This window comes from Microbacterium aurantiacum, assembly GCF_040532595.1.
Lineage (GTDB): Bacteria > Actinomycetota > Actinomycetes > Actinomycetales > Microbacteriaceae > Microbacterium > Microbacterium chocolatum_B.
Genome location: NZ_JBEVYX010000001.1, coordinates 1,403,692 through 1,425,628 on the forward strand (window position 1 = coordinate 1,403,692; position 21,937 = coordinate 1,425,628).

Sequence of the window (21,937 nt, forward strand, 5' to 3'; positions counted from 1 at the left end):
GCGCGCGACGCTCACGCGCTCCACCGCTCGGCGAGCGCAACCCGCTCCCACGCGGCCCGGTAGATGGCCGTGTGCGCGTCGCGGACGACGTCCCGCTCCGCGAGGCGCGACCGGCGGCGGCGCTGCACCTCACCCGCGCGGCCGACCGCTCGACGGCGACTGGCCTCGTCGATCGCGGCGACGAGCGTGGCGGGTCGCTCGAGGTCGATCGCGAAGAAGTCGGACGGATGCTGCGCCCCGACGCACCCGACGGGTGTGCCGGCGACGGGGACCGCCAGATCCCAGCACAGCTCCACCCACCCCGAGTGCGTGCCGTGGCGGTAGGGGAGCAGGAACAGGTCGAGCTGAGCGATCCACCGCTCGACGTCCGCGTCGGACAGCCGTCCGACGCGCGTGATGCGGATGCGGTCGCCGGCCGCCGCGACGACCTGCTCGGCGAGCGCGGCGTCGCGGACCCGGTCGTTCATGAGGATCGTGACGTCGACGTGTTCGCCGAGCCGGTCGGCTGCCGCGGTCAGCGCGGTCACCGCTCCGACGGCCTCGATGTTGGGGCGGAGATCGCGCAGGTGAACGCCGACGCGGATAGGGGAGGCGGCATCCGTTCCCGTCGAGCGGTCGGCGACCGCCTCGGGCTCACCGGTGAGCAAGGTCGGGTGGGGGACGACGACGCTGTCGCGGTCCCAGCGTCGACGGATCTCCTCGGCCGCGGCATCCGTCAGCGTCACCAGGCGATCGGCGGCCGGCACGAGCGTGTCGAGGATCGCGCGGTAGGGCGCCTGGTCGATGAGCTGCGGGTTGTCGATGTCGTGCACCGTATAGACGACCGGACGTCCGGCACGGCGGGCAGCAGCGAGGCCCGCCGCGATCTCGTCGGCGTCGAACGACTCGAGCCCGAAGTGGACGTGCAGCAGATCGAAGTCTGCCGCGTGGGCGTCGATCCATGCGGGCGTCACCGCCTGCGGCGGCCACCACTGACCGGACGGGGCGCCGGGCACCGGAGGGTCGGGGAGCAGGTCGACGGATGACGGATCGACGATCGCCCGCACGTACGGGTGCTGCGAGGGCACCGAGGCGATTCGGATCCGAGAGGGACTGCGGCGTGTGATGTCTGTTCCTTCCTGCGCGCCGGTCTGCGCGCCGCCCGCCGCTAGCGCACGGGCGGTCAGACCGCAATCCGCAAGGGGAAAAGGGAGGACGCCGAACCCGGCGAGATAGGTTTCACATCATGAGTCGTGCCACGGATATCCCCCACGGGATTGCGGATGCCGACTCCTCGGTGCTAGGGCGCAGGCGCCACTACGGGGCCTTCTTCGGCCTCGATCCGCTCCCCGCGGACTTCGGGGTCGTCGTCGGCAACTGCCAGGCGGAGTCGCTGCGCATCGTCCTGGACGCGCCCGACCGGCCGCTCATGCGGGTGCCGCCGGTCCACGAGATGACGGCGTCGGAGGCAGAGCGCCTGCACGAGATCGTCGCCCGCGCCGCGTATGTGGTCAGCCAGCCGATCCGCCGCGACTATCGGGACCTGCCGCTCGGCACCGCCCAGCTCACGGACTCGCTCACCCCGGGCGCGCGCCTGATCACGGTGCCCTCGGTCCGCTTCACCGGGCTGCACCCGTTCCAGGCCGCGATCCGCGTGCCGGGGATCGCGGGCGATCCGCCGCTCGTGGCGTATCACGATGTCCGGCTGCTCGCCGAGGTGGCGGGCGCGCCGGTCGCTCCGGCGCTGACGCCCGACGCCGTCCGCGCCGTCGCCGACGATGCCCTGGCCGAACTCCGGCGCCGCGAGGCCGAGATCGACGTCCCCGTGTCCGACCTGTTCACGCCTGTGACCGCGGATCACATGCGCACCGTGAACCACCCGGGGAACCCGGTGTGGCTGCCCCTGGCGGCGCGGGTGATCGACGTCCTCGGCCTCGCGGGCGAGCCGACCGATCCCGGCCGGCCGCTCCTGGCGTCGGTGCAGGCACCGCTCGAAGGCTGGGTCGTGGAGACGTGGGGGCTCCCCGACGCACCGCGCGACCACTGGCTTGTGGACGGGAACCCCCTGACGACGGATGCCGTGCACGAGGCTCATCGGACCTGGTACGGAGCGCATCCGGGCTTCGTCGACGCCGCGCTCACCCGACTCGCACCGCTCATGCGGCACTGGCGGAGCGCGTGACCGTGCGGGATCCGGACGCGAGCCGGGATCCGGACGCGCCGGTGGTCATCATCGATCCCGGCCCGCACGGCGTGGCGGTCCACGGGCGGGCGTTCGCCCAGGCGGTCATCGCCGCCGATCCCCGCATCGAGGTGCGCGGACGCGGAGATCTCACCGGGCTCCCGCCGGGCGTTCCGATCCACGCGCAGTTCACCGATCGGCTCTGGGCGGACAGCCTCGAAGAGGCGCTTGCGGCGTTCGAGGCCGTCGCGGATCGGCATCCGATCTCCGTGACCCTTCACGACGTGCCGCAGGAGTCCGACGGCGAGCGTAACCTGCCACGGCGCCGTGCGGTGTACGCGGCGGTCGCCGCGCGTGCGCGCGGAGTCGTCGTCAACAGCGCGCACGAGCGCGCGCTCCTCGCCGAGCACGACGTGTGGGACGGGCCCGTCGCCGTCATCCCGCTGCCGGTGGGGGCGCCGGTCTCCGGGGAGCGCCCGGAACCGGACGGATCGGTCGGAATCCTCGGCTACTTCTACCCCGGCAAGGGTCACGACGAGGCGGCCGAGGCGGCGGTGCGAGCGGGGGTCACGCGGCTCACCGTCCTCGGCCGCGCCTCGGACGGGCACGCGGACGACCTCGCGGCCTTCGTCGCGCGCGCCGCCGGGCGAGGCCTGTCGGTCGAGGTGACGGGGTGGCTGGACGACGACGCCATGGCTGCGCGCTGCCGGACGGTGTCGGTTCCGGTCATCGCACACCGGCATGTCTCGGCATCGGGCTCGCTGTCGTCCTGGATCGCGTGGGGTCGCCGTCCGCTCGCCGTCGAGAACCGGTACATCCGCGAGATGGCGACGCTCCGGCCCGGGACGATCGCGGTGACGGCCGCCGAAGACCTGGCCGGCGGCATCCGGGCGGCGAGGGATCGATCCGCGACCACGTGGCATGACGTGTCGGCGCTGCCGATGGACGGCCGCGAGGTGGCCGAGGCGTACCTCGCGTGGTGGGGAGCGTCGACGTGACCGGCGGGGAGACGCGGATGTCGGGGGTGGTGCCCGGCAACCGGTGGGATCTCGTGGGCCGTGCACTCCCGTCCGTGCCGCCGCGGGTCTCGGTGATCGTCGCGCACTACGACCAGCCCGACGAGCTCGCGCGGACGCTCACCGCCCTCGCCGCGCAGGACCACCCGGCCGATCGGCTCGAGATCATCGTCGCCGACGACGGATCGCCGCACCCGGTGGCCGTCCCGGCCGGAGTGCGCGTCGTCCGGCAGGAGGACCGCGGGTTCCGTCTCGCGGAAGTCCGGAACCTCGGGGTCCGCGCGAGCACCGGTGACATCCTGTGCTTCCTCGACGCCGACACCGCGCCCGAGCCGGGGTACATCTCCGCGCTGACGCGGCTTCCCGCTCTGCTTCCGGATGCCGTCACGGTGGGCCGGCGCCGCCACGCCGACCTGGCGGGGGTGCCGGCGCAGACGCCGGTCGTCGACGCCGTGCGCGGACGAGAGCTCGACGAGCCCGCGTGGCTCGCCGACGCGTATGCACGCTCGCGGAACCTGCTCGATGCCGACGACCGCTCGTACCGTTACGTGATCGGCGCGGTGATCGCGTGCTCGCGGCGGCTCTTCGACGACGTGGGCGGTTTCGACGAGTCCTTCACCGCGTACGGCGGCGAGGACTGGGAGTGGGCGCACCGCGCGTGGCAGGCCGGCGCCCTCCTCGCCCACGTCCCGGAGGCAGTCGCCTGGCACGACGGACCCGAGTGGTCCGGACGGGAGGGCTCGGACCGCGAGCGCGCCAATGCACAGACGCTGAGGCTCGCGGCATCCGTCCCGGTGTCGGGCTCGGCGGGATTCGGGGTGCGACGCCGTGTTCCCGATCTCGCCGTGCACCTCTCCGGGGACCACAGCGACGCCGCGCTGTTCGTGTGCGTCGACTCGATCCTCGCGGCGTTCCCGCACGCGGTCGTCGTGCTGGACGCGGAGCCGACCGTCGAAGCGCTGCGGGGGGATGCGCGGGTGCGGACACGCGGGCGCGGGTCGGGCGAAGCTGTGGATGCTCGGGTGACGTGGATGCTCGAGCGGCCGGTCCTCGTCGAGGACGCGACGGGTCTTGCGGAGTGCCTCGCGGCGCTGGGGAGCGGAGAGGTCGGCACGATCGAGGTGGAGCTGGGCGGCGGTGTTCCGTGGGGAGGCGGGGTTCTGCGCTCCCGTCGCGCGGAACGGCGAGCGGCACGGTGGGGAACCGAGGACGGTTTCGAGCGGGCGCGACGTCAGGTCTCCGGCATCCATCTGCTCCGACCCGATCCGCACGTGGAGGCCTACGTCGGCGGCTGGGGTGCGGTCGACGCCTTCGTGTGAGCGACCGCGGTGCCCGACAGCGCGGCAGATGTTCGCATCGTTGTTCTGTACGAAAAACTGCCGCCTCCCTCTGGTGCGTTTCGTATCTCTGTTCTATAATGAGAGGACGGAACGCGATCGAGACGAGAAGCCATGGACGACCCTCTCGAGCCGGATGAGGCTCACCGTCGGAAGACGCGGGCGTTCCGGGAGCGAGTGGAGGCGTCCTTCGCGGCGGAGGCGGCGATCCATGCCGAGCGGGCCGAGATCTACGCCGAGGCGTTCGCGTACACGCAGGAGTTGACCGCGAAGATCTCGTCGGCGACGTCGAGGGAGCGCGACATGCCCCTCCGGGCGATGGCCGCGGAACTCGGTCCGGCGGTGCACGTCGACGACCGCACGATGCAGACGCACCTGTTCGAGGGGCACCGGCTGTACACGGAGTTCGCCGCGACGTGGGAGGCGTGGCGCGACGGGAAGATCCAGAAGGCGCACACGCGGGTGATCGTGGAGTTCGGCGCGGAGCTGCACGATGCCGCGGCGCGAGCGGCCTACGAGAAGGATGTGCTGGCGTACGCGGTGAAGACCACCGCCGGGCGAGTGAAGCCCTACGCCCAGCAGGTCGCCGACAAGCTCAACCCCGCCACCGTTCAGGAGCGACACGATGCCGCGGTGTGCACGCGGCGGGTGTGGGTGGAAGACCGCAGAGACGGAATGTCGACGCTCGGGATCGATGGGCCGTCGACCGAGATCCACGGGATCTTCGACCGCCTCACCCAACAGGGTCGCGCGATCAAGGCAACCGACCTGCAGGAGCGGCGACAGGCGGCCGGCGCGGAGGGTGCCGGAGGCGGGGAAGCTACCGGCGACGTCGTGGACTGCACGACCGATCCGGGTGCCGCCGCGGCGTGGTTCGACGAGCGTGGGCTGGATGAGATTCGCGCGGACATCGCCCTCGACATGCTCCTGACCGCCGCGCCGACGATCGATCCCACCGCGACGGGGCTGGGATCGATCCGGGCGATGGTGCAGGTCAGCATCCCGGCCACAACCCTCGCGGGCACGACGTCCGGCGGGGCGGAGCTGAACGGCAAGTGCGCCATCGACCCGACCACGGTGCGGATCCTCGCGGGGAACGCTCCGGGCTTCGACCGGGTCTTCCTGCACCCGGTCACCGCGGAGGTCCTCACCACCGACCGGTACACCCCCACCGCGGCGATCAAGAGGTTCCTGCAGGCCCGGTATGTGCGGTGCGCGTTCCCCGGATGCCGGCGACCGGCGATGCGATCCGAGATCGACCATCACCAGGAGTACAGGAAGGGCGGTAAGACCAAGGGCGACAACCTCGGCCCCTGCTGCACCCGCCACCACGTGACCAGGCATGCCGCGGGATGGACGGTCGAGCAACTCCCCGGCGGAAGACTGCGATTCACCGCGCCCTCCGGCGCGGTCTACATCGAGGATCCGCCACCCCGGGTGATGTTCATCCCCGACCCCGCTCCCGAACCGGCGCGCGCCCCCTTCTAGGGGCCCGTCCTCAGCGGCCGGGCCGGCTGCAGCCCGGCCTGACGCTCCCGAGGGTCGGGTCGTGTGACCGCGCGCGGTCTCGCTCCGCGCGATGCGAGACCGCGGTGCGCCACACCACGACGGAGTGGCGCCCGCCGGGGTGTTCCCATTCGACGATGACCACTCGGTCATTCCATGCCGCGGCGACGGCGGCGATCTTGGTCGCGGGGCCCTCCCGCCAGTGCACCCACACCCACACCGTCGGCTGCCGCCTGGGCGGCGCCCACTCGAAGGGGCGGGGCCCGTAGGCCTGCTGAGGAAGCGTGAGCGGTTGCTGCGAGGCGCGAGACGCCTGGGCGATCCGCGCGTCCGTGAGCGCGTCGTACCGTGCTTCGTAACGGCGGTTCTTCGTCAACGGCCAGGTCTCCTCCCCCTGGCCGAGGGCTCGATGCTACGACGCCACCACCGACACCGGCAGTGGCGTACGGGCGTCCGCGCCGGCGATGACCTCCTTCATCCCTAGTGCGTATCCGTTTCGACGGCACCCTGCGGGGCGAGACCGAAGTGGACGAGCTCGAGCTCGGTCAGCATGCGCGAACGGATGAGGAACCGCATGCCGGTCGGACCCTCGACGCTGAAGCCGGCACCGCGACCGGGAACGACGTCGATGGTGAGGTGGGTGTATTTCCAGTACTCGAACTGCGACTCCGACATGAAGACCTCGATCGGATCGTCGAGGCCCGCGTCGATGGTGCCGAGGAGCACGTCGCTCGGCCCGGTCAGGAACATCCCGATCGGGTAGCACATCGGAGCGCTGCCGTCGCAGCATCCGCCCGACTGATGGAACATCAGCTTCCCGTGCTGAGCGGTGAGGGTGCGCAGCAGGGCCGCCGCCGCGTCGGTGACGGCGACCCTGCTCGTGGTGGGCTCAGTGCTCAAAAGAAGCCCATCGCACCTTCGGCGTACGACACCAGCAGGTTCTTCGTCTGCTGGTAGTGGTCGAGCATCTTGAGGTGGTTCTCGCGCCCGATGCCGGACTGCTTGTACCCGCCGAACGCCGCGTGCGCCGGGTACTGGTGATAGGTGTTCGTCCACACGCGACCGGCTTCGATCGCGCGCCCCGCGCGGTAGGCGATGTCGCCCGAGCGGCTCCAGACACCGGCGCCGAGACCGTAGAGGGTGTCATTGGCGATGTGGATCGCGTCGTCGAAGTCGTCGAACGACGTGACCGAGACGACCGGCCCGAAGATCTCCTCCTGGAAGATGCGCATGTCGTTCGTGCCCTCGAAGACCGTCGGGGCGACGTAATACCCCTCGCTGAGGTCGCCGCCGAGGTCGACGCGCTCGCCACCGGCCAGCAGCTTCGCGCCGCCCTCCTTGCCGATCTCGATGTACGACAGGATCTTCTCGAGCTGGTCGTTCGACGCCTGCGCACCGATCATCGTGGCCGGGTCCAGCGGGTTTCCCTGCACGATCTTCGACACCCGGTCGAGGCCGTCACCGAGGAAGCGGTCGTACATCGACCGCTGGATGAGCGCACGCGAGGGACACGTGCACACCTCACCCTGGTTCAGCGCGAAGAACGTGAAACCCTCGAGCGCCTTGTCGTAGTAGGCGTCGTTCTCGCGCGCGACGTCGTCGAAGAAGACGTTGGCGCTCTTGCCCCCGAGTTCGAGCGTCACCGGGATGAGGTTCTGCGAGGCGTACTGCATGATGAGGCGCCCGGTGGTGGTCTCACCCGTGAAAGCGACCTTCCGGATGCGCTTGTGCTGCGCGAGCGGCGCACCCGCCTCGATGCCGAAGCCGTTGACGATGTTCACCACGCCCGCCGGCAGCAGGTCGCCGATGATCTCGAACAGGAACAGGAGGGATGCCGGGGTCTGCTCCGCCGGCTTCAGCACGACGCAGTTGCCCGCGGCGAGGGCCGGCGCGAGCTTCCACGTCGCCATGAGGATCGGGAAGTTCCAGGGGATGATCTGCCCGACCACACCGAGCGGCTCGTGGAAGTGATACGCGACCGTGTCCTCGTCCAGCTGGCTCAGCGAACCCTCCTGGGCCCGCAGAACGCCGGCGAAGTAACGGAAGTGGTCGACCGCGAGCGGGATGTCGGCGGCGAGCGTCTCACGGACGGGCTTGCCGTTCTCCCACGTTTCGGCGACGGCGATCTTCTCGAGGTTCTCCTCGATGCGATCGGCGATCTTGTTCAGGATCACCGCGCGCTCGGCGGGGGTCGTGCGCTTCCACGATTCGAACGCCTTCCAGGCGACATCCACGGCACGGTCGATGTCTTCCACGGTGCCGCGGCCGACCTCGCAGAACGGCTTGCCGGTGACGGGCGAGATGTTCTCGAAGTACTGGCCCTTCACCGGTTCGACGAACTGGCCGCCGATGTAGTGGCCGTAGCGCGAACGGTATTCGGCGACCGATCCACGCTGTCCGGGGGCGGCGTAGACGCTCGAGACGCCTTCTTCGACGATGGTCATGCTCTCTCCTCGTGTCCTCTTCGACAGGGGGCGCGACGGGCGGTGTCGCGCGGTGCGTCGACGGTACGTCGCGGGAGGTTGCATCCCGTTGCAGGTCGGGACCGTTGCTCGTCTCAGCCCGTCACCCGTGTCAGGACGGATCGTCGAGGCGCTCCAGACGTGCCACGAGCGGAGCGCGCTTCGGGGAGCGCGCAGGGAGCATCTTCAGGCACAGCCGCAGCAGCTCGACGTCGTCGTGCCCGAGGTCGGTGTCGGCGAAGGCGAGGAGGACGTCGATGCTCGCCTCGGTCAGCAGCGCGTCCCGGAGCGCGGTGCGCACGGTCTCGCGCACCTCCGCGACCCCCGGCGCGACCGAGTCGGGGAGGACGTCGCCGTGGAAGGCGGCGAGCGCCACCCGGTGCGCGCCGCGGTGGAGGAGCGACAGCACCTGGTGGGCATCGGTCTCGAGGTCGACCGGCAGCCGGTACGGACGGGACGCGGGGACGAGCGCGGGCGCGGTGCGATCGAGGGCTCGACGAAGCCGCACCATCTCGGCCCGGAGGGTGACGGCGGAGGAGCCGGCGTCCTCCCCGTAGACGAGGTCGCCGAGCCGCTCGGCGGAGAGACCCTGGCGGTGGGTGGCGAGGACCAGGAGGAGCTCGGCGTGCCGCTGCGACAGCTCGGTGACCGACTCGGAGCCCTCGCGCGCGACCTCCAGCAGCGCCCGGTCGCGACCGAGCACACGCAGGGTGAACCGGTCGGTCTCGGTCGCCCGCGACGGAGACCGGGGGGCGGGGCGCGACGACGACCGGGCCGCCCGCGCGGCCTCTTCCGCCCGTGCCCGCAGACGTGCGACGAGCAGCTCGCCCTCCACCGCCCGCACCGTGGCGTCGACGAGCAGCTGCGCCTGCGGCGTCACCGCCTCCGCCTCGCCCGTCACGTCGATCACGCCCAGGATGCGCCGCGTCTCGGGATCGTGCACGGGAGCCGCCGTGCACGACCACGGCTGCACGAGCCGGTTGTAGTGCTCGGCGCCCCGGATCTGCACCGACCGGTCGAGGCGGAGCGCCGTCCCGGGTGCGGCCGTGCCGACGGCATCCTCCGACCAGTTCGCCCCCTCGACGAACCCCATGTCGCCGGTGAGGGAGCGCACGCGCCGGTCGCCCTCCACCCACAGGAGGCGTCCGGCCGCGTCGCCGACGGCGACGGCGACGCCCGAGTCCTCCGGGGTGCCCGGGAGGAGGAGGGCGCGCACCATGTCCATGACGGAGGCCAGCGGATGCGCGCGACGATACTGCTCGAGCTCCGCCAGGGAGAGATCGAGCGGAGGCAGGTCCTCGGCACCGACGAAGCTCTGCAGCGATCGACGCCACGACTCCCGCACGAGCGGACGGATGTCGGCGAGCCGGTGATCCTCGGGGTTTCCGGCGACGAGCTCGTCGTGGGCGCGCTCGATCAGCAGGCGCGAGGTGGCGGGTGCGACCTCGAACCGGGCGGACCACGGCGACGTCATGCGGCTCCGATCATCGGCGAAGGAGCGGTGTCGTCGAGTCTAGGTCGCTCGGCCCCTGGGGGACAGAGTGCGGGCCATCATGGAGCCATGGCATCCACCCGGTCCGTCGCCCGCTCCCTCGTCGCCCGCCTGACACGATGGGGCTCGGCATCCGTTCTCATCGGCGGTGTGCTCGCGATCGCTCCGCGCTCGCGCGCGTTCGGGCTGCAGACGCTGATGTGGGGTGCGATCGACCTGGGCATCGCGGTGTTCACCCGGCGGCGGCGGTCCCTGCCCGGGAAGGCCGCGCTCCGCCGAATCCTGCTCGTGAACACCGCCCTCGATGTCGGCTACGTCGCCACCGGGGCGCACCTCGCGGTGCGGACGCCCACGTTCGGCGGGCGGCTCAGCACAGCCGACGCGCGCGGCCACGGGCTGGCGGTCATCATCCAGGGTGCGGCGCTCTTCTTCCTCGACCTCGCCGCGGCCCGACGCCTCTCGCGCTGACGCGAGGGTATCCGAGGCCCTCGCGGGACGGAAGGCCCTGTCGTCCGGCCCCCGGACGCCTCACGCTGGAAGAGTCCACGAGAGGAGAACGTCATGAAGGCAGTCCAGTATCGCGAGGTCGGCAAGGGTCCCGAGGTCGTGGAGGTCGAGGTCCCCGAACCCGGCCCGGGACAGATCCGGCTGAAGGTGACCGCCGCGGGGCTGTGCCACTCGGACTGGTTCCTCATGGACCTGCCCGCCGAGCAGTACTCCTACGGGCTTCCGCTCACCCTCGGCCACGAGGGCGTGGGTGTCGTCGACAAGCTCGGCGCAGGCGTCGAGGGCATCGACGTCGGCGGCTCGTACGCCGTCTACGGACCGTGGGGGTGCGGACTCTGCCACGCGTGCGCGACCGGCCGGGAGAACTACTGCCCGCACGCCGCCGAGCTCGGCATCGCCCCGCCCGGGCTCGGAGCGCCCGGCGCGATGGCGGAGTACCTCATCGTCGACGACAAGCGGCACCTGATCCCGCTCGGCGACCTCGACCCGGTGCAGACGGTGTCGCTGACGGATGCCGGCCTGACGCCCTACCACGCGGTGAAGAACGCCCTCCACAAGCTGCGTCCGGGATCGGCGGTGCTGGTCATCGGGGTCGGCGGTCTCGGCCACGTCGGGATCCAGATCATCCGGGCCCTCAGCCAGGCGCGCGTGATCGCGGCCGACCTCGGCGAGGACAAGCTCGCCCTCGCCCGCGAGGTCGGAGCGCACGAGACGCTGATCTCGGGCGCCGACACCGCCGAGCGCGTCCGCGAGATGACCGGGGGCCGCGGCGTCGACGCCGTCTTCGACTTCGTCGGCGCGGGTCCGACGCTCGAGACCGCGCGGGCCGCCGTCGCGATCGACGGGCACATCGAGATCGTCGGCATCGGCGGCGGAACACTGACCGCCGGGTTCTTCGCGACGCCCTTCGGCGCGACGGTGCGTGCGCCGTACTGGGGTTCGCGGTCCGAGCTGATGGAGGTGCTCGACCTGGCGCGCGCCGGTGCGATCTCCGTCCACGTCGAGACATTCGGCATCGACGATGCCGTCACCGCCTACGGCAAGCTCCACGACGGCACCGTCCGCGGGCGCGCGGTCGTCGTGCCCTGACCGGTCCACGCGACAGCGCCCGGTCCGGCGGATCATCTCTGCCGGACCGGGCGCTGTCACATGCCGTCTACTCCGTCCGGGCCCGCATCCGTGCCCGTGCGACGAACGTCGCCGCGGCTCCGAGGAGCCCGAGGATCAGCGCACCGATCACAAACGGCGCCGGATTCGATCCGCCCGTGACCGCGAGGTCGCCCGGGTCGGATCCGGATGCCGGAGCCGGGGTGGCCGACGAGGTCGGCGTCGGCTCGGTCGTGGGCGTCGGCTCCGTGGTCGGGTCCGGCGTCGGCTCGGTCGTGGGCGTCGGTTCCGGGGTCGGCTCCGGGTCCGGAGTGGGCTCGATCGGGAGCTCGATGCGGATGTCGTCCCAGCCGATCAGGCGGCTCTCCGTGCCGAGCACGGCGAGCTTGTGATCGCCGAGCGGCGTGTCCTCGGGGATCGTCACCTCGATCGTTCCCGTCACCTCGAACTCGCCGAGGTCGACCGGGTCCGAGAAGAGGAGCACCGAGACGGTCGGGTCGCTCCCGGGGATCGTGACGGTGATGGTCTCGCCCGGGGCGGCCGTGTCGGGGACGCTCACGCCGCCGCGGTTGGCGTCGACGAGGTCCTCCTCGATGACGGGTCCCGGAGGAGTGACCGGCGTACCTTCGCCCGCGGCCCAGAAGATGGCCCGCGCCACATCGCTGAACGCCCCCACCGGGTGGTTGCGGTACGACGGCGAGGTGCCGAACACGAACGCACGGGTGCCTGTGGCACCGACGGCCGAGAACGCCGATGCCTGACCCGCGGCATCCGCCTGAGTGCGTCCGGCCTGCGAGCCCGCCCAGTGCCCGGAGACGAACATGTCCTCCGTGGCGTAGGACTGCTCGACGGTGGCGTTCTCGCCGAGTCCGGTGAACCACACGAACGGCGAGCCGAACGCGGTGTCCTGCGGATAGTCGCCCAGCACTCCATCTGCCGGGGCGTCGACCCGCGCGATGCCGTTGGAGTTGCTCGTGCCCGTCATCGACGTCACGGTGGTGAGGCCGAAGGTGCTCGCGAACGCGGCGCCCGCGGTACCGCGGCCCACCACCGGCTTGCCCGCGGCGACGTAGGCGGCGACGGCGTCGCGGCCGGCCTGCTGGTTCTGAGTGAAGGTGAGGTTGGCACCCACGAACAGCAGGTCGATCGAGGACAGGTCGACCGCGCCGGCGGTGATCGTCGCGCTCGTCACCGGCACGAGGTCGGTGAATCCGAGCTTGGTGAGCATGTCGCGGTCGTCCGAGACGTTGACGTAGCCGATGCGCGGCAGCCGCAGCGCCGTGCTCTCCCCGTCGCGGATCGCACGGCCGTCGACGGCGACGAAGTCCACGCCGTAGAGGTCGGCGACCGCGGCGGCGGCCGCAGCCCCCGCCTCGTCACGGCGCAGGATGACCGTGCCGTCGGGGATCTGCGACAGCGCGATACCCTCGCCGAGGAGCTCGACGATCGCCTGGTAGTCCGCCACTCCGCGCGGCTCGAACGCCAAATAGGTGCCGGCATCCGGAATCGATCCGGTCAGCGGTGCCTCGGTGACGGGCTCGACCGACACCGCGGGCGCGGCATCCGTCGTCGACCCGATCGCGTCGACGTCGGCGCCCCACAGCAGCGACAGGCTCCACGCGGAGATGTCGTACATGCTCGGCACGCGCTCGGAGATGTCCGACCCGTCGGCGAGCAGCACGTTCGCGAGGCCGCGGAGCGGCTGGTGCATGTCGACGAAGAACGAGCCGGGCTCGTAGGTCACCCCGTCGACGGTGAAGGGCGCGGTCGTCCGCGACACCTCGATGTTGTTCACCAGCAGCATCTGGGCGAGGGTCTGCGCGTCCGACTCCGACCGCTGGTCGTCCCCGGCGGGGATGACATAGGCCCGCGGGTAGTCCGCGTTGTAGATGTCGGTCTCGTCCCAGATGTCCACCCACTCGGTCGGCACGCCCTCGGGGAGCTGCTCGGCGGTGATGTCGGCGGGGATGACGACGCTCGGCTCACCCGCGAGCCCTCGACGGAAGATCTCGATCTGGTTGTCGAGGAGCGCGGCGCCGTTGTCGGCGACGTAGTCCACGACCGTCTCGACCACGATCTCGGCGACCTCGATGTTCACCGCGGCGCGCTCGGCGTTCCGGGGGTCCGACGCGGGGTTCAGGCGGCCCAGCGGCAGCTCGACCGTGTTGGTGATCGCTCCCTGGTACGCGACGTACTGCGGGGCGAAGATCGGGGGCCAGTCGTCCCAGCCCGAGCGGATGTCGCGATAGGGGATCTTGATCTTCCCGGTGTTGGTCGTCGTCGCCGACCCGTTGGCGGCGAGGTAGGTGTTGCCGGGGATGTTCGCCTCGACGACGGCCTTCTCGATCTCCAGCGCCGTGGAGTACGCGTGCGGGAGGAAGAGGTCGTACTCGTAGTTCTCCCCGTGCGGCGGTCCGCAGGGCTCGACCTGCAGCACATTGGTGTACCCGTGGATGTCGATGAAGTACGTCGGCTGGATGACGCTGGCGAGATCGCGTGTCAGCGACGCCTCGGCCGTGGCGCCGGTGATGAAGTCGCGGTTGGGGTCGTACCCGTTGACCGTTCCCCGCTGGCCGAGCGCGCGGCCGTCGGGGTTGTTCGTCACGGTGAAGTAGAGCCGGTTCTTCGAGATGAAGTCGAGCACGGCGGGGTCGTCGCTGGTCGCGAGCCGCTCGATGTAGTTCAGGGTGGCGTCGGTGCCCTCCCACTCGTTGCCGTGGATGTTGCTGTTGAACCAGACGGGGATCTTGTAGCCGTCCTTCAGCGCGGTGTCGGCCGCCGCGGCCGCGGGGTCGTACTTGACCTTGGTGCGCCATGCGTCCTGCTGGGCGGTCTGCTCGGGGGTCTCCGGGCTCGTCACCGTGACGAGATAGATGTCGCGGCCCTGCTGGGACGTCCCCACGACCTGGGTCGACACGCGGTTCGACTCGGCCATGACGCGGCTGAGGAAGGGGGCGATCTCGTCGTAAGGGATCACGCCGCGCAGGATCGAGGCATCCGTCTCCAGATCGGGGAAGACCTGCAGGGCCGGCTGCACCGGATACTGCGTGGGCATGTCGATCAGCGGCGATGCGGGTCGGACGAGGGGGATCGCCGGCGGTTCGACGGCGGCGAGGGCAGGGGTGGCGACGACGGCGGCGGTGGCGAGGACCGCGGCGCACCCCACCCCGGCGATGAGGCGTTTCAGCACGGATGGACTCCACTTCAGGTTGGTCGCCGTCACCCTAGGGACACCGTGTTTCCACCGAGCGCCCGGATGTTACCGCTCCATCACCCGAGGTGAGACAAACGCCACGCACACATGGTGAATGCATGCGGATCTGTCAGACTCTCCCGGTGCGAATGACTCGATCCCTCCCCGTCCTGGCCGCCCTGTCGGCCGCCATCCTCCTCACCGGCTGCTCGGCATCCGTGGGCGACCTCACCGGCGGCGACACCGCCGTCCGCGATGAGGACAGCGGCGAGGTCACGGAGTCGGGTCAGGCCGACGTCTTCACGCTGTCCGTCGGCGACTGCCTCGACGAGCAGACCGGCGAGGAGATCTCCGACGTGCCGCTCGTCCCCTGCGACGAGCCTCACGACATGGAGGTGTTCGGCGAGATCACCCTCGACGACGGCGAGTGGCCCGGTGTCGACGTCGTCGGCCAGCTCGCCGATGAGGGCTGCTACGCCCAGTTCGAGGCCTTCGTCGGACTCCCCTACGAGGAGTCGGCGCTGCTGTTCAGCTCGTACATGCCGACCCAGCAGGGCTGGGAGGAGTTCGACGACCGGCTCGTGTCGTGCCTGATCATGGACCCGTCCGGCAAGACCACCGGTTCGCTCGAGGGCGCCGGGATCTGACGCTCAGCGGCGCCGGCTCGTCCGGGGGTGGTCAGCGGGCCGCCCACCAGGCGAGCAGGCGCCGCTCGGCCTCTTCCTCGCCGACGATCCCCTCGTCCAGGCGCAGGTCGAGCAGGAAGCGGTACGCCTCGCCCACCTCCCGTCCGGGACGGATGCCGAGCACCTCCTGGATCCGGTTCCCGTCGAGCTCCGGGCGCATGGCGCCCAGCTCCTCCGCCTCGGCCAGCTCGTCGATGCGGCGCTCGATGTCGTCGTACGCGCTCGCCAGACGCCGAGCCTTCCGCGCGTTGCGCGTCGTCACGTCCGCGCGGGTCAGGATGTGCAGGCGCTCCAGCTCGTCGCCCGCGTCGCGGACGTAGCGCCGGACCGCGGCATCCGTCCACGCTCCCTCGGCGTAGCCGAAGAACCGCAGGTGCAGCTCGATCAGCCGGGACACCGTCGTGGTGGTCGCCGCGTCGAAGCGCAAGGCGTTCAGGCGCTTCCGCGCCATCCGCGCACCCTTGACGTCGTGGTGGTAGAAGGTCACCCCGCCACCGCTCTCCAAACGGCGGGTGGCGGGCTTGCCGATGTCGTGCAGCAGCGCAGCCAGGCGCAGCGGCACGTCGGGCGCCGCGCCCGGGTGGCGGGCGTGCTCGAGTTCGATCGCCTGACGCACGACCGTCAGCGAGTGCTCGTACACATCCTTGTGATGGTGGTGCTCGTCCACCTCGAGACGGAGTGCCGGCACCTCCGGGAGGAACTCCTCCATCAGCCCGGTCTCCACCAGCATCCGGATGCCGCGCACCGGGTCGTCGGTCGCGAGGAGCCGGACCAGCTCGCTCTGCACGCGTTCGGGGCTCACGATCGCGAGCGACGAACGCAGGCGCGCCATGGCCGCGACCGTGTCGGGAGCGACGTCGAACCCGAGCTGGGCGGCGAATCGCGCCGCGCGCAGCATCCGCAGCGGGTCGTCGCCGAAGCTGACCTCGGGGTCGGCGGGGGTCCGCAGCGTCTGGGCGAGGAGGTCCTCGACGCCGCCGGTGGGGTCGACGAGCGTCCGCGCGGGCACCCGCAGCGCCATGGCGTTCACGGTGAAGTCGCGCCGGACGAGGTCGCCCTCGAGCGTGTCGCCGAACTCCACGGTGGGTTTGCGTGTCACGCCGTCGTAGCTGTCGGCGCGGTAGGTGGTGATCTCCACCTGCTCGCCGGCGACCTTCGCGCCGATCGTGCCGAAGGCGCGTCCGACGTCCCACTGGACCGTCGAGATGGGTGTGACGATCGCGAGGATCTCGTCGGGCCGGGCGTCGGTGGTGAAGTCGAGGTCGTTCGTGGTGCGTCCCAGCAGCGCATCGCGCACGGGGCCGCCGACGACGGCGAGGTCGCGACCGGCCGCGGCGAACGCGTCGGCGAGCGTGGACACCACGCGGGACTCGGCGAGCGCGCCGAGACGCGCGATGCCCTCGGCCATGTTGAGCATCCCTCGAGCCTACCGAGGCCCACCCTCGGCATCCGGTGCGAAGCCGAGGAATCCGGTGAAGACCAGCTCGCGGACGCGGGGCAGGAGGTCCGCGCGGAGCACGTCGGCCTGCACCTCCAGCAGCTGGGCGATGGCGTCGATGAGCACGCCGACGGCGAGGTCGCCGTCGCACGCGCCGACCAGCGCCGCGAGGGCCGGGTCGACCGACAGCGATCGGGCGTAGCCCCCGCCCTGGCGCAGCTCGATGACCGTGGGGTCCTCCTCGCCCGGGCGGTGATGACGCACTTCGGTGACGTCGCCGGCGACCCGGAGGACGGAGGCGGCCACCGCCGTATCGTCCATCCCCGCGAGCCGGTCGTGGGCGGCGAGCGCCTCGGCGATGTGCGCGCCGAGTCCGCCCTGGGGCAGCGCCTGGGTGAGGGTCTCGTAGCGCGCGAGGGTCGGCGCGTCGCCGCCGGCGGGGCGGCGCAGCAGCACGTGCCCGAATCCGATCCCGGTCACCCCGCGCGCGGCGAAGTCCTCGAGCCAGGCGTCCAGCAGCAGGTCAAACTCCGGCGTGCCGGGGACGGTCCCGCCGTCGCGGATCCAGAGCTCGGCGTAGGCGAGGGGATCCAGGCGCTCGCGCTCGACGACCCATGCGTCGACCGGGACGGGCGAGGTGTCCACCCACTGGCGAACCCGGGCGAGACCGGAGACTCCGTCACGGGTCTCCCAGTTGCTGAGCATCTGCGCGACACCGCCGGGGGTGAGGTGCTCGCCGACGTCGCGGATGACGGAGGCCACGAGCGCATCGCCGACCATCCCCCCGTCACGGTACCCATATGCCGGGACGCCCTCGCGGCGCGGGGTGATGACGAACGGCGGATTCGAGATCACGCGGTCGAACCGTTCGCCCGCGACCGGCTCGAACAGGCTGCCCGCGCGGGTGTCGATCCCGTCCACGCCGTTGAGGGCCGCGTTCAGCCGCGCGAAGGCGAGGCCGCGCGCGGAGATGTCGGTCGCGACGACCTCGGCGACGTGCTCCCGCGCCCGGAGCGCCTGGATGCCGCATCCTGTGCCGAGGTCGAGGGCGCGGGACGCGGGCGTCGGCAGCTGCAGCTCCGCGAGGGTGAAGGAGGCACCCCCGACCCCGAGGACGTGGTCCTCCGGCAGGGGTCCCGCCAGCGCCGCCTCGTCGAGGTCGCTCGCGATCCACCAGTGTCCGTCGGCACCACCGACGGCGTAGCTCTGCGGGCGCACCAGCGCGGTCGGGACCACGCGGGCGCCGTTGCCGTCGGTCATGGCGAGCCCGAGCGCGCGGAGGCCCTCGACGCCCGTCCCGGGGAGCGCCGCGGCGACGGATGCCGCGTCCTGCGGCATCCCGAGCACGAGAAGTCGCGCGAGGACGGCGAGGGCGTCGTCGCGATCGCCGAGGGCGTGCAGGGCCGGTCCGCGGACTCCGCGCCCGACCGCGTCGTCGTTGTCGGCGCCCCAGGCGGTGCGCACCCCGTCGGCGGTGAAGCCGGCGGCGCGGAGGTCGGCGGCGAGTCGTTCGCAGCCTTCGCGGTCAACGGCGGGGAGGGGAAGGGGCGGGACGACGGGCGGAGTCACCCCACCATTGAACCGCGCCTCGCACCGTCGGTGCCGCGCGCTCGCGGAGCGTTCTCAGGGGTCCGAGGGGAAGCGGACCGTAGAATCGCCTTCGATTCGTGCGGTCGACATCGCACGGGAGCGAACCGAACGTATGACCGTGATCCCCCTCGCCCGTCCCGCACGCCGTCCCCCGCGACGCCGGCGCCTCGGCGCGACGGTCGGCGCGGCGTTGCTGAGCCTCGTGCTGCTCGTCGCACCGACGACCGCGAGTGCGGCCCCCGCGCCGACACCGACACCGACTCCGACCGCGTCCACGCCGACCGCGTCCACGCCGATCGCCGAGCCCGGCGACGTCGACGTCACCCTCTCGCCGCTCGCAGCCGGCATCCTGCGTCCCGGAGAACGCCTCGCCGTGTCGGTGACCCTCACCAACGGGACGGATGCCCCGACCCCGACCCTGCCGGTCCGGCTCTGGCTCGGTGGCGCGGCCCTGCCGGATCGCAGCGCGCTGTCGGCGTGGCTCGAGGGCGAGGGTGCACTCGACGGTCTCGACGAGGTCGCGGCGACGGAGATCGAGTCCGTTCCCGCCGGCGGCGAGCGCACTGGCGGCATCTCGGTCGAGGCCGACGATCCTCGCCTGGCCGGGCGCGAACCCGGCGTGTACCCGCTCGCGGCGAGCTACGACCTCGACGGCGAGACGGTCACGGCCGTGAGTGTCGTCGTCATCCCCGAGGACGGCGCCGAGACCACCCTCGGGGTCGTCGTGCCGGTCACCGCGCCGGCGATGAGCGCAGGATTGCTCACCGCGACGGAGCTCGCCGCGCTGACCGCTCCCACCGGCGCGCTGACGAGCCAGCTGGACGGCGTGGAGGGGACTCCGGCCATCCTCGCCGTCGATCCCGCCATCCCCGCCGCGATCCGCGTTCTCGGATCCCGCGCACCCGCGTCGGCGACCGAATGGCTCGAGCGGCTCCTCGCGCTTCCCAACTCGCGCTTCGCGCTGCAGTTCGGAGACGCCGACGTCGAGGTGCAGCTCGCCGCGGGGCTCGAGCGTCCTCTCCGCCCGCTCGGGCTCTCGGCGTTCCTGACCCCGCAGGACTTCGTGCCGGTCGCCCCGACTCCGGGCACGACCCCGACTCCGGCGGCCACCCCGACACCCACGCCGACCGCGACGGCCGTCCCCGGCGAGCCCGTCCTCCCCGACACCGAGCAGCTGCTGGACATCGGCGGCGGCCGCGACGCGGTGTTCTGGCCGGCGCCGGGCACCACCTCACCCGGTTCCGTCGCGCAGCTGGGCGGCATCGAGATCGACGGACAGTCCTCGGTGACCCTGCTCCCCTCCGCCGCGACGACGGCCGGGGCGGACGGCGGCACCGTCCCCGCGCGCGGAGACGCGGAGGGTGCGGCGGTCCTCGTGTACGACTCGGCGGTCTCCGACGCGCTGCACGAGGCGAGCCTGCGTGAAGAGGGGTCGCTCCGCGGGGCACCGCTGGCCGCGGCATCCGCGTACCTGTCCTTCGCGGTGGCCGAGACTCCCGGCCTTCCCGTGATGGTGACCCTCGATCGCGAGCCGGAGCGCTCGCGCGTCGCCCTCCGCGCGGCCCTCACCGCCGCGACGCAGTACCCGGGAGCGACGGCAGTCACCCTCGGGGCGCTCGCGTCTTCGCCCGCGGTGACGATCACGCCCGTCGACGGTGCCCCGACCGCCGAACGCGTGGACGCGGCATCCGCTCTCATCGCCGACGAGGACGCCCTCGGTCGTTTCGCGACCATCCTCGATCAGCCCTCCCTGCTCACCGGGCCTGAGCGGACGGAGGTCCTCCAGCTGCTGTCGGTGGCGTGGGTCGATCAGCCCGACGCGGCGGCGCGCGCCGTGCAGCTGCATCGCGGCGCCACTCGCACGACCCTGGGGTCGGTGGAGCTCCTTCCCACCAGCACGATCAACCTGTTCGGTTCGGGGGCCGGACTCCGGTTCTGGGTGCGCAACGACCTGCAGTGGCCGGTCAACCTCGTTCTCTACGCGGCGCCCGGCGACCTCCGCCTCGACGTCCAGCGTGCGACGCCGGTGGTGGCCTCGCCGCAGAGCAACACCCGCGTCGAGGTCCCCGTCCAGGCGCGTGTCGGCAGCGGCGACGTCGTCATCGACCTGCAGCTGCGCAGCCCCGCGAGCATCGCGATCGGAGACTCCGAGCGGGTCGAGGTCAGCGTCCGCGCCGAGTGGGAGGGAGTCGGCATCACCGCTTTGGCGGTGCTCGTCGGCAGCCTGTTCGTGCTCGGCGTCGTGCGCACCGTCCTCAAGCTCCGAGCCCGGCGTCGCGGAACACCCGCCTCACCCTGAGCCCACCTGCGCGGACACCATCCGTTAACCGGGGATGGAATGGGCGACGGCTAACATGGGTTGATTCATCGAGCGGGATCGATATGTCCGCATCCCGTGAGAACCGCAGAGAAGGGGGCGCAGTGCGTCACGTCATCATCATCGGATCCGGCCCCGCCGGGTACACCGCCGCGATCTACGCCGCACGCGCGAACCTCGAGCCCCTCGTCGTCGCCAGTTCCGTCGAGGCCGGTGGTGAGCTGATGAACACCACCGAGGTGGAGAACTTCCCCGGCTTCCCCGAGGGCATCATGGGCCCCGATCTGATGGCGAAGATGCAGGCGCAGGCCGAGCGCTTCGGCGCCGAGGTCCTCTATGACGACGTCGTCTCGCTCGACGTCTCGGGACCGGTCAAGCGCGTCACGCTCGGCAGCGGTGCCACCCATGAGGCACACAGCATCATCTTCGCCACGGGGTCCGCACCCCGGAAGCTCGGCATCGAGGGCGAAGCACGCCTGTCCGGCCACGGGGTGTCGTACTGCGCCACGTGCGACGGGTTCTTCTTCCGCGAGAAGGTCATCGCGGTCGTCGGCGGAGGCGACTCCGCGATGGAGGAGGCGACGTTCCTGACGAAGTTCGCCTCGAAGGTCTATGTCATCCACCGCCGCGAAGAGCTCCGCGCCTCGAAGATCATGCAGGAGCGCGCGTTCGCGAACGAGAAGATCGAGTTCGTCTGGAACAGCGCGATCGCCGACATCCTCGGGCAGGATGCCGTCACCGGCGTCGTGCTCGAGTCCACCGTCGACGGCTCGCGCCGCGAGCTGCCCCTCGACGGCGTGTTCGTGGCGATCGGCAACGATCCACGCACGCACCTGGTGCACGGCTCGCTCGATCTCACCCCCGAGGGAACCATCGCCGTCGACGGCCGGTCGTCCCGGACCTCGGTCCCGGGCGTGTTCGCCGCCGGCGACGTCCTCGATCCCACGTACCGACAGGCCGTCACCGCGGCGGGAAGCGGTACCGTGGCGGCACTGGATGTCGAGCACTACCTCGCCGGGCTCGGCGAGGCCGGCGCACCGGAGCCGGAGGCCGACCCGATCGAGGGTCGTCCCGAAGCGGATGCCGCCTGACACGGCATCCGGAACAATCCCCGGGCGTCAGGTG

17 protein-coding genes are annotated in these 21,937 nt (G+C 71.6%); 9 read left to right on the top strand and 8 right to left on the bottom strand.

Annotation, left to right across the window (positions count from 1 at the left end; genetic code table 11):
- Positions 1 to 11 precede the first annotated feature (11 nt).
- Complete coding sequence (locus ABXJ56_RS06665) at positions 12 to 1,067, bottom strand: glycosyltransferase (RefSeq protein ID WP_435404961.1); 1,056 nt, start codon at positions 1,065 to 1,067, stop codon at positions 12 to 14.
- Positions 1,068 to 1,225: 158 nt separating this feature from the next.
- On the opposite strand from ABXJ56_RS06665, the gene ABXJ56_RS06670 reads away from it, so the two are divergent.
- The 4 genes from ABXJ56_RS06670 to ABXJ56_RS06685 all read left to right on the top strand — a co-directional run bounded on the left by ABXJ56_RS06670 (position 1,226) and on the right by ABXJ56_RS06685 (position 6,002).
- Positions 1,226 to 2,161: a WcbI family polysaccharide biosynthesis putative acetyltransferase gene (locus tag ABXJ56_RS06670; protein ID WP_353998919.1), complete on the top strand. Its 936-nt coding sequence runs from the start codon at positions 1,226 to 1,228 to the stop codon at positions 2,159 to 2,161.
- 2 nt (positions 2,162 to 2,163) lie between these two features.
- Complete coding sequence (locus ABXJ56_RS06675) at positions 2,164 to 3,159, top strand: hypothetical protein (protein ID WP_353998920.1); 996 nt, start codon at positions 2,164 to 2,166, stop codon at positions 3,157 to 3,159.
- Complete coding sequence (locus ABXJ56_RS06680) at positions 3,156 to 4,496, top strand: glycosyltransferase family 2 protein (protein WP_353998921.1); 1,341 nt, start codon at positions 3,156 to 3,158, stop codon at positions 4,494 to 4,496. Before ABXJ56_RS06675 ends, ABXJ56_RS06680 begins: the two co-directional genes overlap by 4 nt.
- 132 nt (positions 4,497 to 4,628) lie before the next feature.
- The gene (locus tag ABXJ56_RS06685) at positions 4,629 to 6,002 is read left to right on the top strand and encodes an HNH endonuclease signature motif containing protein (protein ID WP_353998922.1); all 1,374 of its coding nucleotides are present in this window, start codon (positions 4,629 to 4,631) and stop codon (positions 6,000 to 6,002) included.
- 10 nt (positions 6,003 to 6,012) lie between these two features.
- Here the strand turns inward: ABXJ56_RS06685 and ABXJ56_RS06690 are convergent, their stop codons facing one another.
- From ABXJ56_RS06690 to ABXJ56_RS06705, 4 genes are all read right to left on the bottom strand, one after another.
- Entirely contained in the window at positions 6,013 to 6,396 is a 384-nt protein-coding gene (locus ABXJ56_RS06690; RefSeq protein ID WP_353998923.1) for a hypothetical protein, read from the bottom strand.
- Positions 6,397 to 6,500: 104 nt separating this feature from the next.
- On the bottom strand, positions 6,501 to 6,920 hold the full coding sequence (locus ABXJ56_RS06695) for a DUF779 domain-containing protein (protein WP_353998924.1): 420 nt from the start codon (positions 6,918 to 6,920) through the stop codon (positions 6,501 to 6,503).
- Positions 6,917 to 8,464 (bottom strand): acetaldehyde dehydrogenase ExaC, encoded by a 1,548-nt coding sequence (exaC, locus tag ABXJ56_RS06700; protein WP_353998925.1) that lies wholly within the window; start codon positions 8,462 to 8,464, stop codon positions 6,917 to 6,919. The genes ABXJ56_RS06695 and exaC overlap by 4 nt, the downstream gene beginning before the upstream one ends.
- Before the next feature lie 130 nt (positions 8,465 to 8,594).
- Positions 8,595 to 9,956 (bottom strand): transcriptional regulator, encoded by a 1,362-nt coding sequence (locus ABXJ56_RS06705; protein WP_353998926.1) that lies wholly within the window; start codon positions 9,954 to 9,956, stop codon positions 8,595 to 8,597.
- Between the two features lie 87 nt (positions 9,957 to 10,043).
- Here ABXJ56_RS06705 and ABXJ56_RS06710 point away from each other — a divergent pair, with 87 nt between their 5' ends.
- Both ABXJ56_RS06710 and ABXJ56_RS06715 read left to right on the top strand, forming a co-directional pair.
- Positions 10,044 to 10,442 carry a DUF6992 family protein gene (locus ABXJ56_RS06710; RefSeq protein ID WP_353998927.1) on the top strand — a complete coding sequence of 133 codons (399 nt, stop codon included), beginning with the start codon at positions 10,044 to 10,046 and terminating at the stop codon, positions 10,440 to 10,442.
- A 93-nt stretch (positions 10,443 to 10,535) separates the two neighbouring features.
- Entirely contained in the window at positions 10,536 to 11,570 is a 1,035-nt protein-coding gene (locus ABXJ56_RS06715; protein ID WP_353998928.1) for an NAD(P)-dependent alcohol dehydrogenase, read from the top strand.
- 67 nt (positions 11,571 to 11,637) lie between these two features.
- On the opposite strand, the gene ABXJ56_RS06720 is transcribed toward ABXJ56_RS06715, so the two are convergent.
- A complete protein-coding gene (locus ABXJ56_RS06720) occupies positions 11,638 to 14,778 on the bottom strand; it encodes a M14 family zinc carboxypeptidase (protein ID WP_353998929.1) in 3,141 nt (1,046 codons plus the stop codon).
- Positions 14,779 to 14,930: 152 nt separating this feature from the next.
- On the opposite strand from ABXJ56_RS06720, the gene ABXJ56_RS06725 reads away from it, so the two are divergent.
- Positions 14,931 to 15,428: a septum formation family protein gene (locus ABXJ56_RS06725; protein WP_353999982.1), complete on the top strand. Its 498-nt coding sequence runs from the start codon at positions 14,931 to 14,933 to the stop codon at positions 15,426 to 15,428.
- A gap of 31 nt (positions 15,429 to 15,459) precedes the next feature.
- On the opposite strand, the gene ABXJ56_RS06730 is transcribed toward ABXJ56_RS06725, so the two are convergent.
- Positions 15,460 to 16,884 (bottom strand): CCA tRNA nucleotidyltransferase, encoded by a 1,425-nt coding sequence (locus ABXJ56_RS06730; protein WP_353998930.1) that lies wholly within the window; start codon positions 16,882 to 16,884, stop codon positions 15,460 to 15,462.
- 9 nt (positions 16,885 to 16,893) lie between these two features.
- Positions 16,894 to 18,474 carry a DUF7059 domain-containing protein gene (locus tag ABXJ56_RS06735; RefSeq protein ID WP_353998931.1) on the bottom strand — a complete coding sequence of 527 codons (1,581 nt, stop codon included), beginning with the start codon at positions 18,472 to 18,474 and terminating at the stop codon, positions 16,894 to 16,896.
- 139 nt (positions 18,475 to 18,613) lie between these two features.
- Here ABXJ56_RS06735 and ABXJ56_RS06740 point away from each other — a divergent pair, with 139 nt between their 5' ends.
- Both ABXJ56_RS06740 and trxB read left to right on the top strand, forming a co-directional pair.
- Positions 18,614 to 20,794 (top strand): DUF6049 family protein, encoded by a 2,181-nt coding sequence (locus ABXJ56_RS06740; protein ID WP_353998932.1) that lies wholly within the window; start codon positions 18,614 to 18,616, stop codon positions 20,792 to 20,794.
- 122 nt (positions 20,795 to 20,916) lie between these two features.
- The gene (trxB, locus tag ABXJ56_RS06745; protein ID WP_353998933.1) at positions 20,917 to 21,903 is read left to right on the top strand and encodes a thioredoxin-disulfide reductase; all 987 of its coding nucleotides are present in this window, start codon (positions 20,917 to 20,919) and stop codon (positions 21,901 to 21,903) included.
- Positions 21,904 to 21,937: the final 34 nt, after the last annotated feature.